Raw genomic sequence first — 23,483 nt, 5'->3', positions numbered from 1 at the left:
CAATTAGCTATTATTTATTCACTTCTTAAGCTTTCGGTAGGATTGATTAATGTTGCTTTAACGGACTGATAGCTTACCGTAAACCATGCAACGACTAAAGTAAGCAATCCTGAAATAAGGAAAATGCCAACTCCCAATTCGATACGATAGGCAAAATCTTGCAGCCAGATATTCATGCCATACCATGCAATAGGAGAAGCAATTACAAAAGCGATGGCTACTAGTTTGGTGAATTCTTTATTCAATAAGAAAACAATATGACCTGAAGAAGCTCCCAACACTTTACGAACTCCAATTTCCTTGGTTCGCCTGATCACCATAAGTGATGCAAGTCCGAATAATCCCAGGCAGGCAATGATTATGGCAAGGGCGGATCCGAAGAATACAATTTTACTGAGCCGTTCCTCCTGCTGGTACTGATTGTCTACAGCCTGGTCTACAAAGGTATAATTAAATGGGGTTCCTGCAGCTGCCAATGTCCAGCTTTCTTCTATTTGACTCATGAGAGACGGGAGGTTTTCGGAAGTAAACCGTATGGAAATCCTGGGTGTTGGCGATGCATTAAAACCAACATTTTCAATCCCACTGAATAATATATTCGGATTAATAGTTAACGCGAGAGGCTCAACTTCTTTGTGTAGTGATTCGTAATGAAAGTTTTCAATAACGCCAATGATTTCGTGGTCTTCAAAATTAGGTCCTGGCAGGCGTTGCCCGATTGGGTTCTGCCATCCATAGTCATCAACCAGAGCCTGATTGACAAGAATGGCTCTTCTTTGGTCAGACGGATTATTAATTGAAAAATTCCTTCCCGATAAAATGTTTATTTCATAAGTATCCAGAAAGACGTGATCAACAATGTTAAAATTGAAATATCGTTTTTGCTCATTTTGATCTCTGAAATCAGCTGAAATCCACCCACCAGATTGAACCGGGGTAAATGAGGATAAACTAAATGAAGTGATTTCAGGGGTATTGGCTAATTCTGATTCCAGTCGCTCTTTAAGGCGCATACCATCTTCGATCGTTTTCATCAAAGGTGTTCCGGGGCCTGCATTCAGATCCGTCGTTAGCACTACGACCTGTTCTTTTTGATACCCAAGATCGGTAGACCGCAAATAATCCAGTTGCTTCGTAATAATCAAGGTTCCTGCTATTAAGGCTATTGAAAGCGTGAACTGAAAAACAACCATGCTTTGCCGAAACGAATTTTTATCACCTGATAAATTTAATCTGCCTTTTAGTACTTCAACGGGTTTGAACCCTGATAGTACAAGTGCCGGATAAATACCCGCTATTAAGCTGACTACAAAAGCACCAATCAGAAAGTAGATGATGAAGCTTCCGCTAAACGTAAGCTGTAATTTAGTACCTGATAACATGTTGAATTGGGGTAGCAGCAGCTCAGCGAACAAAATTCCTGTTGCTAATGCAAAGAAAGTCATTAAAAGAGCTTCTCCCCAAAATTGGAACATAATGTGTTGGCGAACGGCTCCAATTGTTTTACGGACCCCAACTTCTTTTGCCCGGGAAGTAGAGCGACTGATAGCAAGTGTAATAAAATTAACACAGGCAATGAGAAGAATAAGTAATGCAATTCCACCCAAAATATATGAGTAAACGGGGTCGCTTACATTTGCTATGCCGACGGGGATATCTGTGTTCAGATGTATATCGGTAATGGGTTGTAATCCTACGGTATAAGACAGGTCACCTTGATTAAATTCATCTCCATAGCGATTACCTAATTCAGTGATCATCATGGATTGCATCTTTTTGTCGATTTCGTCCATTTGGCTTTTCTCTCTGAGCAATACATAGGTCTCTGCCGACACGTTGAACCAATTTGTTAATGCACCGTTACTATAAATCTTTGTATCGTTAGAAAAAGGGATGAGGATATTAAACTGAATACTAGAGTTGGTTGGAGGATCTTCAGCTACGGCAACGACTGTAAAATTATTGAATGTTTCTCCAATTTGAATACTTAGAGTCTGCTGAACGGGATTCTCTTCGCCAAAAAATTGTTGGGCTATTCGTTCAGTTATTATAACTGTACCTGGATTATCTTTGAAGGAAGCTACATCTCCCCGGATAATCTCAAAGTCAAACATTTCAAAGAATGAGGGGTCTGCAATGGAAATGATTTCTGAAGTAGATTCTGTTTGATCGGGTTTCTTTACGAGATTAGAGAAACTGGCAAACCGGCTGGTTTTTTCCACTTCCGGAATGTTATTCTCAAGAGTAGAGGCCAGAATCAGTGGCGTTACGGAATTGAAGTAAATCTCATCATTTCCATAATCTTCATGGACCCACGCCCGGTATAATCGGTCGGAGCTGGAGTGAAATTCATCATAACTCCATTCATTATGAACATAGAGTCCAATAAGCAAACAGCAGGCAATTCCAACAGCCAGCCCAAATATGTTAATAAAAGAATACACCTTGTTCTTAAACAGGTTTCGAAAGGCAATTTTGAAGTAGTTTTTTAGCATGGTTTTATAATTTATTCACTTCTTAAACTTTTAATAGGGTTAGACATTGAAGCTTTTATAGACTGAGAACTCACAGTCAACAAACTAATAATCAAGACTCCCAGGCCGCCAAGCACGAAAATGCCTATTCCCAGATCAGCATGGTAGGCAAAGTTCTGTAGCCAGTTGTTCATCACAATCCAGCCAACAGGTATAGCAAGCAAAAAAGCTATAGCCACCAGTTTCATGAAGTCAGTAGTTAAAAGCATTAAAATTTGAGGAGTAGTGGCGCCAAGTACTTTGCGGATTCCAATCTCTTTTATTCGTTGCTGGGTACTGAATAAAGCCAGACCAAACAGCCCAAGGCACGCGATAAATATGGTAACTCCTCCTCCGATGGCAAACAATCTCCCGGCTCGCACATCCGCTTGGTACATTTGTTCAATCTGCTGATCCAGAAAATGGTACTCCATCGCTGAGGCTGGATCAAATTGTCCGTGAATCTTCTTAAGTTCTTCTATAGCTGCCGGTATATTAGCTTTAGCAGAAAATTTCACTGAAAAGTAATCAATTGACTGCACTGGATTAGCCCAGTACCCTATCAACAGAGGAGCTACCTGCTGATGGAGCGACTGGTAGTTAAAGTCTTCCACCACACCAACTACACGTACCGGTTCCTCAACACCGGTTAGCCGCAGGGTCTTTCCGATAGGTTCATCCAGGTTAAGAGCTTTGACAGCCGTTTGATTAAGTAATACGGTCAGGGAATCGGTCAACTTGTTGCCGGTAAAGTTCCTGCCGGAAACGAGGTTGATATTGTAGAGTTGTAGCATATCCTCATCAAAACTCATAAAGTAGGTTTGAACAGAATCTGCCGTACTGCTTTGCCCGGACCTGGTAAAGGTCTGGGTAATATTTTTCCATTCGCCCGGCACGCGTGAAGAAACGGCTACATCCTGGATATCGGTCAGTTTCGCTATTTCCTGCTTCATTGCATCAAAACGAGCGCGTGTATTGCCGCTGTTGATATCCATTACCAGCATCTGTTCTTCCTCGAAACCAAGGTCAGCCGTTCGGATATAATCGATTTGTTTGTAAGCAGCCAGTGTTCCGATAATCAAAATGATGGACAAGCTAAACTGGGCTATAACCAGCACTTTGCGAAGCGTCAGGTTTCCACCTTTAATTTCTGTATTGGTTTTTAAAACACGGATGGGTTTGATCAGAGCCAGATAGAAAGCCGGGTAACTGCCGGAGGAAATTCCAAGAAACAATCCTATACCCAACAGTACCAAGGCAATATATCCAAACGAATCGCTGGTGATACTAAAACTTTTACCAGTAAGCTGATTAAAGTAGGGAAGCAGCAATTCAATCAAGAAATATGAACCTATACATGCCAGTAAGGCAATGACAACCGATTCTGATAAGAACTGCCCAATAAGTTGTCTCTTTTCCGCACCTGCTGCCTTTCTTATGCCAATTTCTTTACCGCGCTGTACAGAAAGAGCTGTTGCCAGGTTCATATAATTGATTCCCGCAATAAGCAACAGGAAAATACCAATGGCTGAGAACACATAGATGTAAAAGATATTACCGTGAGCGCTCTCTATACCGAACTCGATTTCCTGCGAGTTGAAATAAATGTCGGTAATTGGTTGCAGGTAGAAATTACGGGCATTCTCATTAGTAGCCTGCTGACTTTCAATAAAGCCATCAAGCTTTGTTTCGAATGATACCATATTCGCCTCTTCTCCAAGGAGCAGGTAGGTATAAGCACCATAGCGGTCCCAACTGGAAAGATATTCCTGCCAGTTGATGTTTGAATTTCTTCTCGAAAAAAGCAGATCAAACTGGAGGTGTGAATTGTCTGGTACATTTTTTACAACGGCCGTAACCGTGTTATCCCCTAAATTGCTGAAGGTCAGTACTTCACCAATAGGGTTTTGATTCCCAAAAAGCTGTTGTGCTTTTTTCTCTGAAATGACCACTGAGTTTGGCTCAGATAAGGCCGTGCTTATGTCACCCTGAACCACTTCAAAATCAAATAACTCAAAAAAAGCAGGATCTGCCATCAACCAATTACGCTCCGAAAGGGCCTCTCCTTTCCATTCCATATCTACATGTCCTATAGGCTGATAGACTCTCACCAGCTTTTCAATTTCAGGGAAGTTTTCTTCCAGTGTCGAGCCGAGCACAGGTGCCGTTTGTCCGTAGTACCGGGTTCTCTGGCCCTGGCTGTCATCTATCTCTACAACACGATAGATTTGGTCTGACTTTTCATAAAAGGCATCGTATCCGAGTTCATTATCAACATATAGATAAAGTAGTGTAGCCCCGGTAATTCCTACTGCAAGCCCCAGAATGCTTATGAAGCCAAAAACTTTGTTCCGTGTAAGATTCCGAATGGCGATTTTAAAATAGTTTTTTAGCATGGTTTTATGATTTATTCACTTCTTAAGGTTTTAATCGGGTTTAAAAAAGCAGTCTTGATGCTTTGCCCGCTTACTGTAACCCAGGCAACAAGTAGTGTAGAAAGTCCCGCTATCAGATATATAAGGGGATTGATTTCAATCTTGTATGCGAAATTGGCTAACCACTTATTCATGATGAAATAGGAAAGCGGAACGGCTAACGCGATACTTATCAATATCAATCGTGTAAAGTCTTTATTGAGCAGAAGTATCAGGTTACTGACAGCTGCACCCAATACTTTTCGAATCCCTATTTCTTTTGCTCGCTGCTCACAGATGTAGGAAGCCAGTCCAAATAACCCAAGACAGGAAATGATCAGGGCAAAAATGGAGAATAAAGTAATTGTTTTTCCTAGTGCCCTTTCGTTATTGAACATTTGCCTGAACTGCTCATCCAGGAAAAAATAACTCATGGGTTCAGCGATATCATACGCACTCCAGATAGATTGAATGGCTGAAAGTAAGTCATTTGGATTCGCTTTATTAATCTTGATGGCAAGGTCACCGCCCGAAGGACTATAAATGATGGCAGTGGGCTCGATATCGTTTTGAAGGCTTTGAAAATTGAAATCATCTACGACACCGATGACGGTGAGATCGTCATTAAGCCGGGCGCCAAGCGGGTCGGTTAGTCCCAGTTCTTTAACCGCTGATGTACTCAGAATAATTGCGGAGCTGTCGCTGGCTAACTCCCGAGAGAAATTTCTACCTTCCAATAAATGAAAACCCATCACTCCTACATAGTTTTCATCACCTAAAAACACCTGCATGGAAGTAGATTCAGACATCTCCGGGGTTTTTAAATTACGAACCCAAACACCTTCCCCAATAGGAATACGACGGCTGAAACTAGCGGTTTGTACCCCGGAAAGGTTGAGTATATCCTGCCGGAATGATTCCTGTTGATTATCGAGGCTGCTGATGTTATTGACTACCAGTACATTTTCCGTTTCAAACCCGAGGTCTTTTTCCTGCAGGAATTGTATTTGCTGAAACACTACAATGGTTGAAATGATTAAGCTGATAGCAATGGTAAATTGTGTGATCACCAGTCCGTTTCTAAAACCACTTTTCCTGATTCCACCAAAATTGTTCTTAAGCATAGAAATCGGGTTGAATCCGGATAGATAAAAAGCCGGGTACATTCCCGCCAGTAATCCCAATAGCAAAGTTACGACTGTGAATACCAGAACTTGTCCGAAATTCAAAAGCAATGCATCCATAAGATGAATGCCCGTAAATTGTTCAAATAATTTCAGGAACAGTTCACCCAGGGCCAGTCCGATAAGGAAAGCGATTAAGCTGATTATGACCGATTCGGTGAGGAACTGCTTAATTAATGCTGAGCGTTTAGATCCCAGCGTTTTACGAATACCAACTTCTTTGGCCCTTCCGGAAGATCGTGCGGTTGAAATATTTATAAAGTTAATGGCCGCAAGCAGAATGATGAAAAGGGCGATGGCAGCAGAAGCATATACATTGGTCGCATTACCAGGAGTAAAAAAATCAAAGCGCAGACTGGTTTTGAGGTGTAGGTCAGTAAGCGGCTTTACCACAAAATGATAGGCACTGCTCGTTTCACTCCACTCTTCATAAGGCTGAGTCAGGTTTAGTGTAGGGTAAATTTGGGTTTCAATGAGTTTATTCAGCCTGTTTTTTAAGTCATCTTCAGTGAATCCAGGTCTCAGCAAAACATAATTGTACATGCTGGCGCTGGTCCATGAAGTGGCTTCTGGGTCTCTTTCAAGACTAAGCCATACTTTTGTGGTGAAGTGGGTTTTCAGAGAATTTTCACGTATTACTCCGGTAATTGTATGCGGAACTTCATCATCTCCAATTAATACTGATTTGCTTAGCACATCGGTAGTTCTGAACATTTTTTGGGCAACTGATTCAGATAAAACAACTTGATTTGGTTCATCAAGAGCATTTTCAGGGTTGCCTACTAAGAATTGATAAGAAAAGATATCGAAGAAATCTTTATCAGCGGAAAAGGTTCCGGGTTGTTCAATTTCCTTATCACCATATTTAATGGTAATCGGTCCCATCATATCTAAACTTGTAGATAAAGCTACTTCAGGGAATTCCTCAATAACCGAATCAAATACAGGAGGGCCTACAGCCATATCGCCGACATTAAAGAAGTTTACCCCGACCCTGTAGATCTGCTGCGATTGATCAAAATGCCGGTCATAGCTCCACTGCTGATAAACCCATGTCCCAATCACAAAAAAGCTCGCAAGGCCTAAAGCCAACCCAAAGATATTGATAGAAGCGTAGAGTTTCTGCCGGGTAAGGTTTCTGAACGCAATTTTGAAATAATTTCTAAGCATAATCATTCACTTCTTAAGGATTGAACCGGATTTGCGAGGGCAGCTTTTATAGATTGTAAACCGATTGTCAGCCATGAAACAGCAAGCACCGCTGCTGAACATAGAATAAAGACCCAAAGTGAGACGGAAGTTTGGGCAGTAAAGTTGTTTAACCAGTGGTTCATGAAAATGTAAACCAGGGGAAGGGCGAGCACCTGTGCAATGACTACCAAGAGTGTAAAATCTTTACCAAGCAGCATTACTATATCACTGATTTTTGCTCCCATTACTTTACGGATGCCAATTTCTTTCACCCGTTGCTGAATACTGTAAGAAGCAAGTCCAAGTAAGCCAAGGCAAGCAATCAATATGGCGATGAATGCAAAAACCTTAAATATACTACTGAGCTTAGCCTCAGAGCGATACATGCTATCGAACGTGGTATCCAGAAAAAAGTATTCGAAGGGTCTTTCCGGGTTGAATGCACTCCACTTTTCTTCAATATCGGCAGCCACACCCCTGATGTTATCAGAAGAAAGTTTGACCGATAAATAATCATGGTAAAAGGTTCGTTTGAAAACATGAATAACGACCGGATTTATGTCATTGTGGAGAGAGTTATACTGAAAATCTTCAACCACACCGATTACCTTTCCTTTTTTACGAACCAGGTCGGTTGTATAGAAACTAAGTGCTAATTCTTGATCCAGCGGGTTTTCAGTCCAGCCAAGTCGCCTGGCAGCTGTTTCATTGATGATGAATGCATGGTCTTCATCAGTGGAGAATGCCTCTGAGAAATCACGCCCTTTGATCAGGTTTAACCCGAGTGTTTGCAGATAATCGTGGTCAACAGTAAGCGTTTGCATCCCAACAGAATCAGCAGGGTTATCTGCAGGAGTGACCATAAAGCCATGGATTCCGGATTTTATACCTGGTAATCCTGAAGCCGCCGAAGCTGATTGAACTCCAGGTATTCGCTCGATTTCCTCTTTCAGTGTAGAGATGTTAAACTGGTTGGCAGTTTCGCGAATAGGCATAATCATAACCTGTTCTTTGTCAAAGCCAAGTTTTTTGTTCTGTATATAATCGAGCTGTTGCGTAATGATGATGGTGGCGAAAATCAGGGCAGTGGAAATACAGAACTGAAAAACGACCAATCCTTTTCGGAATGAGGTAATAGACGACTTTTCAGTGATCCGTTCTCCCTTAAGGGTTTGGATAGGTTTGAACGAAGACAGGTAGAATGCAGGATAGCTCCCTGCCAGAATACCAATTCCAATCAAAGCACCTGTAATAGGTATAATTACATCCCACGAACCTAAGTAGCTAAGGGAGAGCTCATAGCCGGTTAAGTTATTGAAATAAGGAAAAATCGCTTCAACAAGAATCAGCGAAAGCCCAAAACCTAGTACTGTCATGATAATAGCTTCACCTAAAAACTGGCCAATAAGCTGACCACGCTGAGCTCCCATTGCTTTCCGCATTCCAACTTCCATACCTCTTTTAGCAGAGCGGGCGGTAGCGAGATTCATGAAGTTGATGCACGCGATGATCAGAATGAATAATCCTATTCCGGAAAAAATGTAGATATAGGTAATATCAAAATTAGCAGATAACTCATTCTGAAGGTTGGAATACAAGTGAATTTCTGACACCGGCTGAAGGCCAAAACTACTGGCTTCAGCGTAGTCGTTTCCATAATACTTTTCTTCAAACGCGGAGAACTGTGCCTCTAGTACAGGTGCGGCCTGAGGATTGTTAAGTTGAACATAGGTATACATGGGAGGATGATATTTAACGTTGTATTCCCAGGGTCTTAGCCGGCTCAGGCTTTCAAAAGAGATTACATAGTCAAACTGGATATGCGAATTGCCGGGGGGATTTTTGACGACCCCGGTAATTTCAAAATCAAAAGTGTTTCTTGAGTCTTTGAGTCGTAACGACTTTCCTATAGGGTCATCATCCCCAAAGAATTTTGCGGCAACTTGTTCTGTGATAACCACTGTAAGTGGCTGATCAAGGGCGGTAGCAGGATCTCCTTTTTTAAATGGAAAGGAGAACATTTCAAAAAAAGCAGAGTCTGCCAAAATAATACCATCTTCCTGATAGCTGGTGTTATCAGGCCCTGTGACCAACCCCGAACTTGGATAGAGGTGTGTAATTTTTTCGATGGAAGGAAATTCTTCAGCCAAAGCAGGTGCAAGTGCTGAGTAGGTGGTAGCATAGGTGTCTGCAGTTCCGTCTGCTTGTATACTTTCGGTTACTCGATAGAGTTTGTCATAATTTGCATGAAATTTATCGTAAGAAAGTTCATGTATTACATATACAGCTATAAACAGTACGCAGCCCAATCCAACAGCTAATCCAAGAATGTTTATAACCGAATACAACCTGTTTTTGAACAGATTTCTAAGTGCGATTTTGAAGTAATTTTTTAGCATGATTTTATGATTTATTCACTTCTTAAACTCTTTACAGGGTCTGCCATAGCGGCTTTTATAGCCTGATAGGAAATAGTGCCTACAGCTATTGTGAGAGACATGAAACCAGCTAGCAGGAATGCCCACCACGGGATAGGGATGCGATAGGCGAATTCCTGCAGCCAGTTTTGCATAGCGTAATAACATATGGGGATACTTATCAGAAAGGCGATACCGACCATAGTTGTAAATTCGGAGGAAAGCAGCCAGGTTATTTGTGATACCTTTGCTCCCAACACTTTCCTGACACCGATTTCTTTACTGCGCTGCTGGATTGTATAGCTTATCAAGCCATATAAGCCCATGCAGGCTATCAGAATGGTTAAAAATGTGAATAAGGTCAGCATTCTTAAAAACCGTTGGTCGGTCTCATATAATTGATTGAGATGGTCATCTAAAAACACAAAACTAAAGGGAAAGTCAGGAACAATACTGTTCCAGCTTTCCTGAAGTGAAGCGATAGTTTGAGATAGGTTGCCGGGACGAATTCTGACAAATATTTTTTCCATGTTTGTTGGAGGAATGTACATTACCAATGGTTGTATTTGCCGGTGCAGAGAAGCAAAATGAAAATCTTTTGCAACCCCAATCACATATCCATCCATAATATCATCTACCCTTAATTCTTTGCCAATAGGGTCTTCCCAGCCAAATGCTTTCGCTGCCGATTGGTTAATCACGATACCATCGGCTGAATCTGTTGAAAATGACTGATCGAATGAACGTCCTTCTACCATATTGATGTCCATTGTCTCGAAGTAATCAAAATGTACTCCATAAATGTTCATCGGATATCCTTCGGGATCGTCTCCGGGAGGGAATATGGGAACGGTCCCATTTCTGCCATCTAATAAACCCGCACCCAGACTTGCGCTAATTACATTGGCGTTCTGAACAAGTTCCTGTTTGATGGTTGGAAATCGTCGGGTTAGCTCCTCGCCGTTCATGTGCAATACAAGCACCTGTTCTTCATTAAAGCCAAGGTCCTTTGTTTGAATAAATTGAATCTGGTTTCTGATAATCAGGCTCCCGGAAATCAGGACAATGGCGATAACAAACTGTCCGACCACTAATACTTTCCGGATAGAAAAAACGGAGGAGCTTGATTCGGTAATCCCTTTTAATGCTTTTGATGGCTGGAATTTAGAGATAATAAAAGAGGGGTAGAATCCAGCCAAGACACCAATTATAACCGCCATTCCAAAAAAGAGAGGAATCAAATAGAGATAATCTGCAGGAGTTAGATTAAGCTCTAATCCCAGGAATGAGGAAGCGGCTTGTAAAACCGGCTCAAGAAAAAGCAAAGCAATACTTGTACTACCTAATGTGAGCAGAACAGATTCGAAAATGAATTGCCATATTAAAGCTTTACGCCCAGCCCCTAATGTTTTGCGAACGCCAACTTCTTTATTTCGGCGAATAGCTTGTGCCGTTGAAAGGTTCATGTAATTAAACCCGGCAATAATCAGCAAAAAGAAGGCAATGGCTGAAAGCCCCAGAATGTAAGCCCAATTGCCAACCAACATGTCTTCCGAAGCATTTCTGAGATCAGATGACAAATAAATATCGTCCAGAGCCTGTAGATGTAATATGCGGTTTGAGCCCACTTCTTCGCCCATATTTGTAGTTAGGAAATCAGCAAACTTGGGGGCAAGTTGTTCAGGGTCAGTACGGTCTGTTAGCTTAACGTAGGTGTAAAAAGAGACCCATCCCCAGCTGTCAAGAGTAACAGGGTAGCCGCGAGGAACTTCAAAGGTGTCAAAGGAAATAATAAAGTCGAAATTCATGTGGGTATTTTCGGGAATTTCTTTGAAAACCCCGGTTACTGTTAATGGAATCTGGTTATCCAACAGCAGGGACTTACCCAATGGGTTTACATCCCCAAAATATTTTTGTGCCATCGGTTGAGTGATGATTACAGAATTGACATCTCTGAGTGCCGTTTTTGGATCCCCGATGGATAAAGGGAAATTGAAGATGCTTAAAAGCGAGGAATCGGCATAGGCAACATTGTATTCATAGAATTGCTGATCCTCATAGCTTAGAATATTGGAGTCAGGGAATCGTAGCCGAACCGCTTGTTCGATTTCAGGAAAACTTTCAACCAGGGCAGGTCCCATCGGAGGAGATGTGGTTGCAAAATGCCGGGCTCCGGGACGGTTTATTTCCTGTAAAGTGAGCCGGTATATCTGATCGGAATTATCGTGGAAAGTATCAAAGTTCAGTTCTTTTTGAACAAATAGGAAAATTACAATAGAGCAAAGCAGAGCTACACTCACCCCAAAGATGTTGATGACGGAATTTTCTTTGTTCCGGTAGAAATTTCGAATGGCTACTTTAAAGTAATTCTTCAGCATGACAGTTGAGTTTATTGAGCAGCAGCCAGTGATAAGTCGAAATGATAACCTGATCACTGAATACTGTACACTAATTATTCAACTATCATACCAAACCGAAAAAAAGTACTCTAAATGCTTTTAAAGAAAGGTTTTGATCTGCGTCATGTTCACTATTCAACACCGGGTGTGCGCTTGTGAACAGTTAATATCTCTTTTATCAGTATGGAAGCCATATGATTCCATCAGGAGAGCCTTCGGCTTCGAACAAACGGGTAATTTGAAAGTCGTCTTCTATGTTGATTTCCACAACTTCGTGTGCTCCGGGCTTGGTGATATATGCAAATTTATTGTCATCTGAAAAAGCAATGCCAAGGGGGCGATTACCGGTCTCAATCAGCTTAATTAGCGAATAGGTTGAAGCATTGAATACGGCTACGGTACCACTGCGGTTATTACAAATCCAAACCTGAGTTCCATCGGGACTAAATTTCAGCTTTACAGGAAAAGATCCGTTGCTTGGGAATGTCTTTAAGATTTCATCTTTGTTAGTGTTTATCACGGAAACGGTATTTTCAGCACGATTGGTTACCCATATTTCTTTGCCATCAGGAGTATGATCGATTCCTTCAGCCTCATTTCCCAAATGAAGAACCTTGGTAGTTTTTGTGCTTGTATTCATTATTGAAACCGATCCTGAGTCAAGGTTTGAAGCATAGATCTTTGTTTCGTCTGGTATTACGGTTAGCATGTGACTGCGATATTGGAGTGTCGAAAAACTTTCTAAAACGGTGCCTGTTTCAGTGTTCACCTTTATTACAGCTCGTTGTTCTTCTGAGGTTATCCACAGCGACTTCCCATCATTTGAAAGTTCGACCCCATGCAGGTTTTTGTGTTCTCCAAGCTCAAAATGAGCTATCAGTTTTTCATTTTTCAGATCAATTTTTGTGATTCTGTTTCCGGCATAGGAGGGTATATAGGCGAATTGGTTTTCGGGGTCTGAAGCAATTTCATGAGGGAAGCTTCCTGTTTTAATTGAGTTATATGTTTTTCCTGAACTAACATCAATGAACAGAACCTTATCTTCCCAGCGTGAAACCACGACTAATTTTTGAGCATAAATTTCTAAGCTAAATCCTAACAGAAAGCATACTGCAGCCACAGCTCCTTTCAGATTATTGTTGAAGCACATCATTTAGTGGCCTCTTCAATGAATGAAATCACTGCTGACCAATTTTCTTCGACTGAGCCTTCAACACGGTTGTCCACGAGCATCGAAGAGCCGTGAGTGCCATGCCTGGCTATATAAGTTTGATGGCCATGCTTTTCTACTAATTCAAACTGAGCTTTGGCACTTCCGATTTCTAATTCAGATTCCGGCCTTAAAACAAGAAGGGGAGTGTTCAAATTTTCAAGAAAAGGATCAGGACGACAATCCTGCATTGGTCCGCCGGAAGCTGGTGAAAAGGCTAAAACAGCAGAAACAGATTCGGTATTCTTTTTGGCAAGTTGAATAGCCAGAGATGCACTGTAGCTGCTTCCCCAAATAATAACTGGCCCTGTTTCTAGTGTTTGAACATACTCAAGTGAACTTTCGAGGTCTTGGTATGCCTCGCAATAAGTGTAGCTCGTCTTCAGTTCAGCAACAGTTCGGTTGTAGCCACCATAGATTTGCCCACCTTGTCGCTGATCAATAGTCAGAATATTATAGTTCTTTTTAAGGAGGCTGGGGATGATGGGGGTATACTCTGCTCGACCGTTAGAACCACCTTGATGAAAAAGAAGTATAATGGGGTATTCTGAACCGGTATTATAATAATCCCCATAAATTAAAACTCCGTCTTTTGTTGTAAAGGTTATTTCTTGGGGCTCCGGATTTGATGTGAGTGAAGTCAATTCAGAGGTATGTTCATAAAAACTGAGATAGGCGGTGAAAATTAATAAAGAAATAATAAAGAGCTTCATTAGCGTAAAGTAGGTTTGATGAGGGTTTACTTGCCTCAATGCTAACGATATAGAAGGAAGGAATTCGGCTGGGCATTCAGTATTGTCGCGAATACCAGCAGTTTATTCGCGAATTAGATGTATTTAAACAGTTGAGTTCAGAATGCGACTAACCTTTTGCAGATAGGAGTTGCTTACTTTAAGTTTTTTATCGTTTACTACAATGAAGGTTTTGCCTTCTTTTTTCTCTGTTCGCTTCACAAAATGCTTATTGACTATAAATTTTCGGTGAATACGGACAAAGTCATTACCAAGATCTGTTAGAATATTTTTCATTGTATCACGTCTCAGGAAAACACCTTCTGCAGTATGTAGTTTTACATAATGATCATAAGATTCTATCCAGGAAATATCTGTGATTTTCACGGTATATGTAGTAGAACCTTTAGCTGCCTGTATAAATTTTGGGGCATTTGTTTGTTGGGAAGTTTTATGCCGATAAAAGTGTACAAATAGATACAATGTGAGATGAACCTGAACAATACCTGTTAGGTATTTCCAAAAGAAGTTTTCGGAAATTAAAGATGTACTAAAGTTCAGTAAATACAGAACTACATTTGTTATTACGATGTATCCTAAGAAATTCAGAAAGCCAATTCCGACATAATAAAGTATGTTTTGAGCCTTTGGAATAGTGGTAAATTTCCCGGGTAATTTTAAAGCGATCATCAGGCAAAGGATAAATGGCACTATCATCAGAAAGTTAAAAAGGATGCTTCTGATCGGTTGATATTCCGGGAACCCCCCAAACTGAATAAATTTCTGAAAAAAAATAACTGAAGATAAAGCAATAAGAATGTACAGAGATATCCTAAGAATCTTTTGTTCTTCCCGGCTAAAAAAATTACGGTATGATTGAATAAGAGAAGTATTCATTTCGGAAATATCGGTCGGTTATTAAACTATAACTGAAACAGTACAGAATTAAAATGTACAATTCAACGAGTGATAATCCACTATTCACTTTTCAGGCTCTGGACCGGATTTACCAAAGCTGCTTTGACTGATTGCCAGCTTACCGTGAGCCATGCAATGAGTACAGCCAGGAATCCTGAAGCAGCAAATACCCACCAGTTCAACCCAGAGTTATAGGCAAAATCAGAAAGCCATTTATCCATCATCCACCATGAGACCGGAATGGCTATTGCAATGGCAACAAGTACCAGTTTGGTGAAGTCTTTGGTTAAATGAAGCACCAGGTTTTGGACGGAAGCCCCAAGTACTTTTCGTACTCCAATTTCTTTGGCTCGCTGTTCGGCTGTGAAGGCAGAAAGCCCAAATAAACCAAGGCAGGAAATGATAATAGCAAAGATGGAGAAGTATTTCGCCAAATCTCCGATACGCTGTTCACTTCTGTAAAGCGCTGCATATTGCTCATCCATAAATTCATAGGCAAAGGGATATGTAGAATTGAATTCCTTGTACTTAGCTTCTATTTGAGACAGTGTTTCCTGAATGTTGTCTGATTCAATTCGCACATAGGCGGCCCAACCAAAATCAGTTAAACGGAAAAATAAAGGCTCAACTTCATACCTGAGATTTTGGAAATTGAAGTCCTTAACGAGACCGATAATTTCAGTGTCTTCTTCCCATAACTGAATGGTTTGTCCCACCGGGTTTTCGAGCCCCATTACATTTGCTGCGGTTTCATTTATGACAATCCGAGCCGTATCGGCGCCAAATTCCTCGGAATGGGTACGACCAGCCAGAAGTTCAAATCCCATGGTTTCAATGAGTCCGTAGTCCACACTTACATTTTCGAATAAAATATTAGTATCAGGCAGTTTTCCAGGCCATTCCAAACCAGAAGTATTTGAGTTTCTTCCCATGAAAGAGGAACTGGATCGCGATGCATTTATAACACCGGGAATAGCTCTTACCTGTTCTTTAAAAGTGTCCCAATTATCGTAAACAGTTCCTTCAACCGGGAATGTGACCAGATTTTCTTTTTTATAACCCAAATTTTTGGTTTGAGTATACTGAATTTGCTGGTACACCACGATGGTTGAAATAATAAGAATCACAGAAAGGGTAAATTGAAATACTACCAACCCTTTTCGGGCAAAGGCTTCACTACCTGAAATTTTGAGATTGCCTTTCAGGGTTTTAACTGCTTCAAAAGAAGAGAGATAAAAGGCCGGATAGCTACCTGCAATAAAGCCGGTAATCAAGGCTGTACCCAGAAACATAAGCAGAAGTATAGGGTCTGTATAGCTGACGTTTATAGCTTTATCAGTCAGGTCGTTAAATACAGGCAGACTCAATTCAACCAGAAATACGGAAACCAACAATGAGAAGAAGGTGATGATCATAGACTCGCCGATAAACTGTCCAATCAACGAACCCTGACTCGCCCCGATAGATTTACGGATACCCACTTCTTTTGCTCGTTTGGTAGCCTTGGCCGTACTCAGGTTCATAAAGTTAATACAGGCAATAAGCAGAATAAAAATGGCCACGATGGTAAACAGTCGTACATAGTCTATTCTTCCTCCGGTTTGTACGCTATTTTCAAACTGACCATACAGATATAGATCAGAAAAAGGATAAACAAATAGATCTACGTTTGAGTCGTCCTCGTCTTTTTGCTTAATGAAATCCTTTATTTTTGTATTTAAAGCAACAGCATCAACACCAGGATAAAGTTTTGCGATAGTCCTGGGCCCATTATTTCCCCATCGGGTAGCCCAGTCATTATTCGCCAGCCAGTCTTCAAAAGGGAGTACATAATCAAATTGGAAAGAGGAGTTCTCGGGCAGTTTTTTAAAGACTCCAGTCACAGTGTGGAGTTCCGTTCCATTAATAGTAATGGACTCACCCACAGCGTTTTCAGTGCCAAAATATTTAACAGCAAGTTCTTTGGAAATAGCGATGCTTTTAGGGCTGTTAATGAGCTCATCACGATTTCCGTGCAACAAGTTGATATCAAGAATATGGAAGAAGTCCGGGCGGGCATAGAGCCCATTTTCCTTAAGCGATTTTTCTTCTTTTGTAAATAAATATTCAATATTCCATGTATAGGTGGCTACGTACTGGAATTCCGGAACTTCTTCCTTTAAAGCAGGAGCCAAAATTCCGGGAGTGGAGTGTGTTGTCATTATATCACCAGAGTAGGATTGGTGCTCCATCACCTGGTACATTTGATCCGCTTCAGCGTGAAAATGGTCATAGTTAAGCTCATCGAGAACCCAAAGCAAAATCAGGATACTGCATGCCATGCCAATGGATAACCCGATGACGTTAATTAGAAAAGAACTTTTGTGACGTTTGAAACTCCGAAAAGCAGTTTTTAAATAATTCTTAAACATAGACTAACCCAATTTGTAGTTATGGGTGTTAGACGATGCTTTTACAAAAACGTTACATGGTAAACGTGAATATTTTGAATTATCAAATCCAAAAGAGCCACTAATCAATTATCAAAAGCGATAAATATAAGCTGCACTTTCAAAACCCAGCCTGTTGATATATGTAATTTGAAGCTCCTCCAGAAGATGAACTTTTCCCGAGGTTAACGGGGATCTGCTCTCCGGCTTTGCTGTCTGATAATAGGGAAGGTCGAATGTTTTATTGGGAGCAGGAATAATAGTGTGGGTCCATTTGCCTTGATATTTTGAATACACGATCCATTTAGCAACATGCTCTTTCTCATTCATGGAGACCGTAATTCCAGAACTGTTTTTTATGATATCAATATCCGGAGCTTTTACCGGCCGGTGGTTGATCCAGTTCATAGGCGGAATCAGTGCTTTATTTGCATATGGGCCATTAACCAATGCTTGTCTCAGGGTATCATTTTCAATTAATCCTTTGATACTCCAGTGTATTGTGCCCGGATCTTCAGGAAGCATGCCGCGGGTTATCATTATCTGATTTATAACTTCATCGATCTGTTTTTCACCTTCGAACCGGGAAATACTCATGCCGGGCCAGATATGTCTTTCAGTAAAGTTTTGGTCTTCCCACCAGCCCAACAAAACAGGAAAGCTTTGGGGAATCTGGTTTACAGGCCAGTATAATTGCGGTGCAAAATAGTCAACCCAGCCTTTCTCCAGCCATTTTTTGGCATCAGCATAGAGTACTTCATATTGATCCATACCCTGGATAGAACCTGGATAACCCGGACGCCAAATACCAAAAGGACTCAGCCCAAACTTCACATAGGGTTTTTCTTTTTTGATTGATTTGTAAACTCGCTGAATGAAAGTATCGACCGCATCCCTTCGCCAATCACTTCTGGATAATGTTCCACCTGAATTTACATAATCCGCCCAGCTTTCATCGTCCGGAAAATCTTCTCCAAAGTTATAGGAGGGGTAAGGGTAAAAATAATCGTCAAAGTGTACTCCGTCGATATCGTAACGCTTCACAATATCCATAACAACAGCGTGAGAGTGATCCTGGGTTTCTTGCAGGCTGGGATCAAACCACCAATAACCACTTTTTAAACCTACAACTAACTCTTCTTTTGTGTTGACTACCGAATGGTCTGAAATAGGGCCGCCTCTTATATGATGGGTCCGATATGGATTTAACCAAACGTGAAGTTCCAGCCCTCTTTTGTGAGCTTGTTCAACCCAAAACTCAAGCGGGTCATAGAATGGAGTTGGAGCAACTCCCTGAGATCCAGTCAGGTAATAGGACCACGGCTCAAGCTGACTTTCGTAAAGTGCATCCGATTGTGGTCGAACCTGAAATATAACGGCGTTGAAGTTTGTCTCTGCGAGCATATCGAGCAAAGCAATGGCTTCTTCCTTTTGTTTCTCAACCGGAATACCCGGTTTACTTGGCCAGTTAATGTTTGCTACGGTAGCAACCCAGGCAGCTCTGAATTCTCTTTGAATTTCCGGATGGGGATCATTGGCTTTTTTGTGAATAGGTTTAAGCAACTGGCAGCCGGAGAAAAGAAGGGTCAGGATTAAAAGAAAGAAAGCAGTATTTTTTTGAGGCATAAACCTGTAATGAAATGCTCTAAACAATTTATTGAAACTTAAGGTACCAACTATTAGCATAGAAGTGAAGGGGATAGAACTGGACCTCGACTCAATTATTGTTTACTTAATTCATGAATAAAATCAGGTGTAGCAGGGTCTCCGCGAAAGAAGTCACGCCCCACGCCAATGCTGATTGCCCATCGATCAATCCAGGAAATTCCCCATTCTCCATAGCGGGTTACCGGAGTTTGATAAGCATCATCCTCTAATACATCCTCCTGACTGATGAACGTATATCCATATTCAATATAAAGCTCAGCCAATTCATCCAAATAGTCCGCATTTAAGAGGCTGGCATGGATAAGCAATGTCTGGGGGATATTTCTTTCAAAAAGTGTTTGCGATGATTGCTCGTAAAATTGCAGTTTTTTCTCCATGTAATCCACATAAGTGTTACCAATCTTTTCCATGAGCTGTGTATTATTTTTTGTGTAGGCATTGTGATATGCTCTGGCGAAAATATAATCTTCGTTGTCGATGGTAACTGGTGCAACGGTATAATTATTTGCGTTCAGAAAATGAGTTAATGAATCAGCATGTTCCTGTGATCTTCCTATTCGGAGATAGGGGTGCCGAAAATACCGGTACGGAAGGTTATATTTTTTAGCCAGTGGCTTGGTAATTTCTTCCCCTTTAAGAACATCCGTCGTGAAGTCCTCAAACGCAACTTGATGATAATTCGGGTGACTGAAGGTATGGTTTCCTAATTCAAAACCACGGCTCAGCCACAATTCGAGAAGCTCAACTTTTGAGGAATCTGGCTCTTCGTCTTCGTACAATTTGGTTTCATTTACATAGCCAATAGCCGGGATGTTATATTTTTCGAACGTATTCAGAAGCTTTAGCGTGATTTTTTCCAGATACTCCGGGTCTTCAATTCCATAGTGGACTACAGGAAGATCATCAACCGTAACAACCATTTTGCGTTGCTGTGCATAAGTTTCAACAGATAACAGGAAGAATAAAAAGGTGATGAATAATTTCATAGAATTTTGAATCAACTGATTATTTGAGTGTTTCTATGATGTCGGCACTAACCCAGTAAATATCTTTATTGCTGGTATAAAAAAGGTATTTGCCATCTTTAGTAACGAACGGACAAAGTTCATGTCCTTCGGTATTAATTACAGAACCCATGTTTTTTGCCTTGCTCCAGCTGCCATCTTGTTTTTTAAAGCTGATGTAAAGATCGCCTTCGCCGAGCCCGGTTTTGCGGAAAGATGAAAAAATAAGGAAGCTTTCATCCGGTGATACAAATACATCGGCTTCATACATTCGGGAATTGATTCCGGAATCTGCTGCTACAGCATTGATGAATTGTCCGGTATTGAAATCTGCTTTGTAAATATCAAAATTAAAAGATCTGTCTGGTTCAGCAGCTCTGTTTGAAGCAAAATACATGTCTCCACCAGAAGTAAAAGAAATGTAATATTCGTGAGATTCGGTATTAATGGGGGTTCCTGCATTAACCGGATCAGACCAGCCTGCTTCCTCCCGGTTTATATACCATATATCGTAATCCTTTGGATCACTTTGTTGATTTTCAGATTTGTTAGAAATGAAATAAAGCTTCGACTCATCCGGTGATAAAAAGGGATCATTGAAACTAAAGGCAGAATGGGAAATGAGAACTTCGGGTTCTGTCCACTTATCGCCATCCCAATGGGTTGTTCTAATCTCCGTTTTGCCGTCTATATCCACGCCATAAAAGAATTCGCTAGCGTCTTTTGAGAATACAGAGCCGAACTCATATTCATCGGCTTTGGAAATTAAGTCAGGAGCAAAAACCAGAGGTTCCGACCCGGGCGGGTTTTGTCCTAAATAAAGTTCAGGTGAGTTCTTTTGTGATTGGGCTTCTGCCAGACCGGTTCCGAGAGTTACTAATAGTAAACCTGCTGATAACATTTTTTTCATCAATGCAAAATTGTTCGGAGTAATGGAAGAGAAAGACGGAAATGAACCTAAGAAGATTCACTTTCATATTCTTCTCAAATCATTCACTCCTTAAACTATCCACAGGATTAGCCACAGCTGCTTTGATGGATTGCCAGCTAACGGTTAAAACAGCTACAATCATTGCGATTAGCCCCACGGTCAGAAATACAGCAATACCTATATCAATGCGATAAGCGAAGTTGGTGAGCCATTGGTCCATCACATACCAGGCAATGGGTGTACCCACCACAAAACCGATGGCCACTAATTTGAGAAAGTCAGCTGAAAGCAACGATACTATTTTTACGACTGAAGCCCCCAGCACTTTGCGGATACCAATTTCTTTGGCCCGGCGCTCAATTAAGAAGGAAGAAAGTCCAACAAGACCAAGACAAGCAATGAATATCGCCAGCCCGGAAAATGCCAGCAGCAGATTTCGGGTCTGCAGTTCAGACTGATAAAGGGCATTCAATTGCTGATCCATAAATTCAAATTCAAAAGGGCGGTGTGGGGCTATATCCTGCCAGATATTGTCAAGAGCTGCTATCGTGCCCTGAAGATTACCCGGTTCAACTTTCACCAACAGATAGTTATACATTTGCTCATGAATAAATAATGCCAGCGGTTCTACATTTTCTCTTAGAGATTGGTAGTTGAAGTCTTGCATCACACCGACAACTTCACCTTCTCTTCCTCCCAACACGTTGAATGGCTTTCCAACAGCTTCTTGAGGCGACCAGCCATGTGCTTGTGCCAATTGCTCGTTTATGAGATACACATATCCCTGCTCACGGGTGTAGGATGGGTTATCAGGAAACCCGTTTCCGGCAACTAACTCGATTCCCAAGGTTTGTGCCAAATCAGCATCTGCTGCACCTGCCGCAGTTCCAATAGGCTCCATGGTTGTATTATGAACCGACCCATAGCCGCCGAATACTTTACCCGGAATATTTGACATGTACGTGGCTGCTTTAACTCCCGGCTGGCGGAGAACTTCACTCTTTAACAGATCCTGCTTTGCCGCAAGTTCATTATCTCTGGCGGGAAGAACAATCACTTCCTCATCATCAAAACCGAGGTCTGCTGTGAGAATGAAATTTGTTTGCTGATAGATGATGACCGTGCACAAAATCAGGAATGTGGAAATAGCAAACTGAGATATAACCAACCCCTTTCGGAGTGTGCGGTCTGATCCTGTGGTGCCGAGTAATCCTTTTAAAACTCTGACTGGCTGATATGAAGAAAGAAGAAACGCAGGATAACTTCCTGCAAGTGCGGCGGTAATAACAGTTATGCCGCCCAGAAGTATCCAGGCAGAAGGATCAGTAAACAGATTAAAGCTGACTTCTTTACCCATCAGGTCGAAAAAAGGTTCCTTAAAGAATTCTACAAGGATCAGTGCTAATAAAACTGAGAAAAGAGTGAGAAGTATCGATTCTCCATAAAACTGTTTCACCAGTTGTGATTTTACCGCGCCCAGTGCTTTACGGATACCTACTTCAGCTCCTCTTCTTGAAGAGCGTGCTGTAGCCAGGTTCACATAATTTATAGTGGCAATAATCAATACCATTAGTGCGAGAAAAATGAACCCAATTACGTTTTGCATGCTGCCCATAGGAGCAATTTCAAATTCGAAATTTGAATTCAGATACAGTTCTGAAACGGGAGTAAAAACCAATTTATCAATTCGGTCTTGAACAAGGTTCTCAGTGATAAAAGAATTGGCCTTTTGTTCCAACGGCCCGGTTGAATTACTGTTATTAAGCAGCAGGTAGGTAAAAAAGTTTGCAGATCTGATCTGAGAGTCATCCAATTGAGACCAACTACTCATGGTATGAAGCGAGCCAAGGTAATCAAATGTGAAATGAGAATTGGTGGGGACGTCTTCAATAACCCCGGTTACTTCGAAATCATAGTTGGTGTTGAATATTCGTGTATTAACCGTTTCTCCAAGAACATCAGTGGATCCGAACAATTTCAGTGCTGTAGATTTGGGAAGAACTAACGACCTTGGATTATCGAGAGCAGTGTTGGGATTACCGGCAATAAAATCAAAAGTGAATATCTGAAAGAAGCTGGAATCTGCGTAGAAGAAACTCTCTTCCTGAAATTTATTCTCATTGGCAGTTATGATAGCCGGGCTATATCGTGTTGGTTCATAAATACGAACCCATTGTTCTATTTCCGGTACTATTTGTTTTAATGTAGGGGCCACCATGGAAGGAGTGACTGCAATAGGGTTTTCCTCCCCGACATCCATACTTACCCGTACAATTCGGTCTGCGTTCTGATGATACTCATCATAGCTTAGTTCATGCTGTACGTACACCAAAATTAACAGGCAACAGGCGATACCAATTGCCAGTCCGGAGATATTAATAAACGAATATCCCTTATGCTTCGATATATTTCTAAGGGCAATTTTGAAATAGTTTTTCAGCATAGCAATTTAATTTTGATTGTTCGGTAAGAGT

13 protein-coding genes are annotated in these 23,483 nt (G+C 41.2%); all 13 read right to left on the bottom strand.

Features of this window, described 5'->3' with window-relative positions:
• Nucleotides 1–14: 14 nt before the first annotated feature.
• The 13 genes from RIB15_RS03765 to RIB15_RS03705 all read right to left on the bottom strand — a co-directional run bounded on the left by RIB15_RS03765 (nt 15) and on the right by RIB15_RS03705 (nt 23,452).
• Entirely contained in the window at nt 15–2,495 is a 2,481-nt protein-coding gene (locus RIB15_RS03765) for an ABC transporter permease (protein WP_350200817.1), read from the bottom strand.
• Between the two features lie 11 nt (nt 2,496–2,506).
• A complete protein-coding gene (locus tag RIB15_RS03760; protein ID WP_350200816.1) occupies nt 2,507–4,909 on the bottom strand; it encodes an ABC transporter permease in 2,403 nt (800 codons plus the stop codon).
• Nucleotides 4,910–4,920: 11 nt separating this feature from the next.
• Nucleotides 4,921–7,281, bottom strand: a complete 2,361-nt coding sequence (locus tag RIB15_RS03755; protein ID WP_350200815.1) for an ABC transporter permease — start codon at nt 7,279–7,281, stop codon at nt 4,921–4,923.
• A gap of 2 nt (nt 7,282–7,283) precedes the next feature.
• Nucleotides 7,284–9,701, bottom strand: a complete 2,418-nt coding sequence (locus tag RIB15_RS03750) for an ABC transporter permease (protein WP_350200814.1) — start codon at nt 9,699–9,701, stop codon at nt 7,284–7,286.
• A gap of 11 nt (nt 9,702–9,712) precedes the next feature.
• Nucleotides 9,713–12,097 (bottom strand): ABC transporter permease, encoded by a 2,385-nt coding sequence (locus tag RIB15_RS03745; RefSeq protein WP_350200813.1) that lies wholly within the window; start codon nt 12,095–12,097, stop codon nt 9,713–9,715.
• Nucleotides 12,098–12,296: 199 nt separating this feature from the next.
• Nucleotides 12,297–13,271: a YncE family protein gene (locus RIB15_RS03740; RefSeq protein WP_350200812.1), complete on the bottom strand. Its 975-nt coding sequence runs from the start codon at nt 13,269–13,271 to the stop codon at nt 12,297–12,299.
• Nucleotides 13,268–14,041: an alpha/beta hydrolase gene (locus tag RIB15_RS03735; protein ID WP_350200811.1), complete on the bottom strand. Its 774-nt coding sequence runs from the start codon at nt 14,039–14,041 to the stop codon at nt 13,268–13,270. Before RIB15_RS03735 ends, RIB15_RS03740 begins: the two co-directional genes overlap by 4 nt.
• Nucleotides 14,042–14,164: 123 nt before the next feature.
• Nucleotides 14,165–14,749, bottom strand: a complete 585-nt coding sequence (locus RIB15_RS03730; protein WP_350200810.1) for a LytR/AlgR family response regulator transcription factor — start codon at nt 14,747–14,749, stop codon at nt 14,165–14,167.
• Nucleotides 14,750–15,036: 287 nt separating this feature from the next.
• Nucleotides 15,037–17,388: an ABC transporter permease gene (locus tag RIB15_RS03725; protein ID WP_350200809.1), complete on the bottom strand. Its 2,352-nt coding sequence runs from the start codon at nt 17,386–17,388 to the stop codon at nt 15,037–15,039.
• A 111-nt stretch (nt 17,389–17,499) separates the two neighbouring features.
• The gene (locus RIB15_RS03720) at nt 17,500–19,032 is read right to left on the bottom strand and encodes a glycoside hydrolase family 10-like protein (RefSeq protein ID WP_350200808.1); all 1,533 of its coding nucleotides are present in this window, start codon (nt 19,030–19,032) and stop codon (nt 17,500–17,502) included.
• Between the two features lie 95 nt (nt 19,033–19,127).
• Nucleotides 19,128–20,060, bottom strand: coding sequence for a polysaccharide deacetylase family protein (locus tag RIB15_RS03715; protein ID WP_350200807.1), 933 nt, complete (start codon nt 20,058–20,060; stop codon nt 19,128–19,130).
• A gap of 19 nt (nt 20,061–20,079) precedes the next feature.
• Entirely contained in the window at nt 20,080–20,988 is a 909-nt protein-coding gene (locus tag RIB15_RS03710; protein WP_350200806.1) for a hypothetical protein, read from the bottom strand.
• Nucleotides 20,989–21,067: 79 nt separating this feature from the next.
• Nucleotides 21,068–23,452, bottom strand: a complete 2,385-nt coding sequence (locus RIB15_RS03705; protein WP_350200805.1) for an ABC transporter permease — start codon at nt 23,450–23,452, stop codon at nt 21,068–21,070.
• Nucleotides 23,453–23,483: the final 31 nt, after the last annotated feature.

This window comes from Gracilimonas sp., from assembly GCF_040218225.1.
Lineage (GTDB): Bacteria > Bacteroidota > Rhodothermia > Balneolales > Balneolaceae > Gracilimonas.
This window is presented reverse-complemented; position numbering and strand designations above follow the sequence as displayed.

Bases quoted from the DNA above. Each gene is read 5' to 3' on its own strand.
- RIB15_RS03765 (WP_350200817.1), bottom strand. From the start codon at position 2,495: ATGCTAAAAAACTACTTCAAAATTGCCTTTCGAAACCTGTTTAAGAAC.
- RIB15_RS03760 (WP_350200816.1), bottom strand. From the start codon at position 4,909: ATGCTAAAAAACTATTTTAAAATCGCCATTCGGAATCTTACACGGAAC.
- RIB15_RS03755 (WP_350200815.1), bottom strand. From the start codon at position 7,281: ATGCTTAGAAATTATTTCAAAATTGCGTTCAGAAACCTTACCCGGCAG.
- RIB15_RS03750 (WP_350200814.1), bottom strand. From the start codon at position 9,701: ATGCTAAAAAATTACTTCAAAATCGCACTTAGAAATCTGTTCAAAAAC.
- RIB15_RS03745 (WP_350200813.1), bottom strand. From the start codon at position 12,097: ATGCTGAAGAATTACTTTAAAGTAGCCATTCGAAATTTCTACCGGAAC.
- RIB15_RS03740 (WP_350200812.1), bottom strand. From the start codon at position 13,271: ATGATGTGCTTCAACAATAATCTGAAAGGAGCTGTGGCTGCAGTATGC.
- RIB15_RS03735 (WP_350200811.1), bottom strand. From the start codon at position 14,041: ATGAAGCTCTTTATTATTTCTTTATTAATTTTCACCGCCTATCTCAGT.
- RIB15_RS03730 (WP_350200810.1), bottom strand. From the start codon at position 14,749: ATGATCGCTTTAAAATTACCCGGGAAATTTACCACTATTCCAAAGGCT.
- RIB15_RS03725 (WP_350200809.1), bottom strand. From the start codon at position 17,388: ATGTTTAAGAATTATTTAAAAACTGCTTTTCGGAGTTTCAAACGTCAC.
- RIB15_RS03720 (WP_350200808.1), bottom strand. From the start codon at position 19,032: ATGCCTCAAAAAAATACTGCTTTCTTTCTTTTAATCCTGACCCTTCTT.
- RIB15_RS03715 (WP_350200807.1), bottom strand. From the start codon at position 20,060: ATGAAATTATTCATCACCTTTTTATTCTTCCTGTTATCTGTTGAAACT.
- RIB15_RS03710 (WP_350200806.1), bottom strand. From the start codon at position 20,988: ATGAAAAAAATGTTATCAGCAGGTTTACTATTAGTAACTCTCGGAACC.
- RIB15_RS03705 (WP_350200805.1), bottom strand. From the start codon at position 23,452: ATGCTGAAAAACTATTTCAAAATTGCCCTTAGAAATATATCGAAGCAT.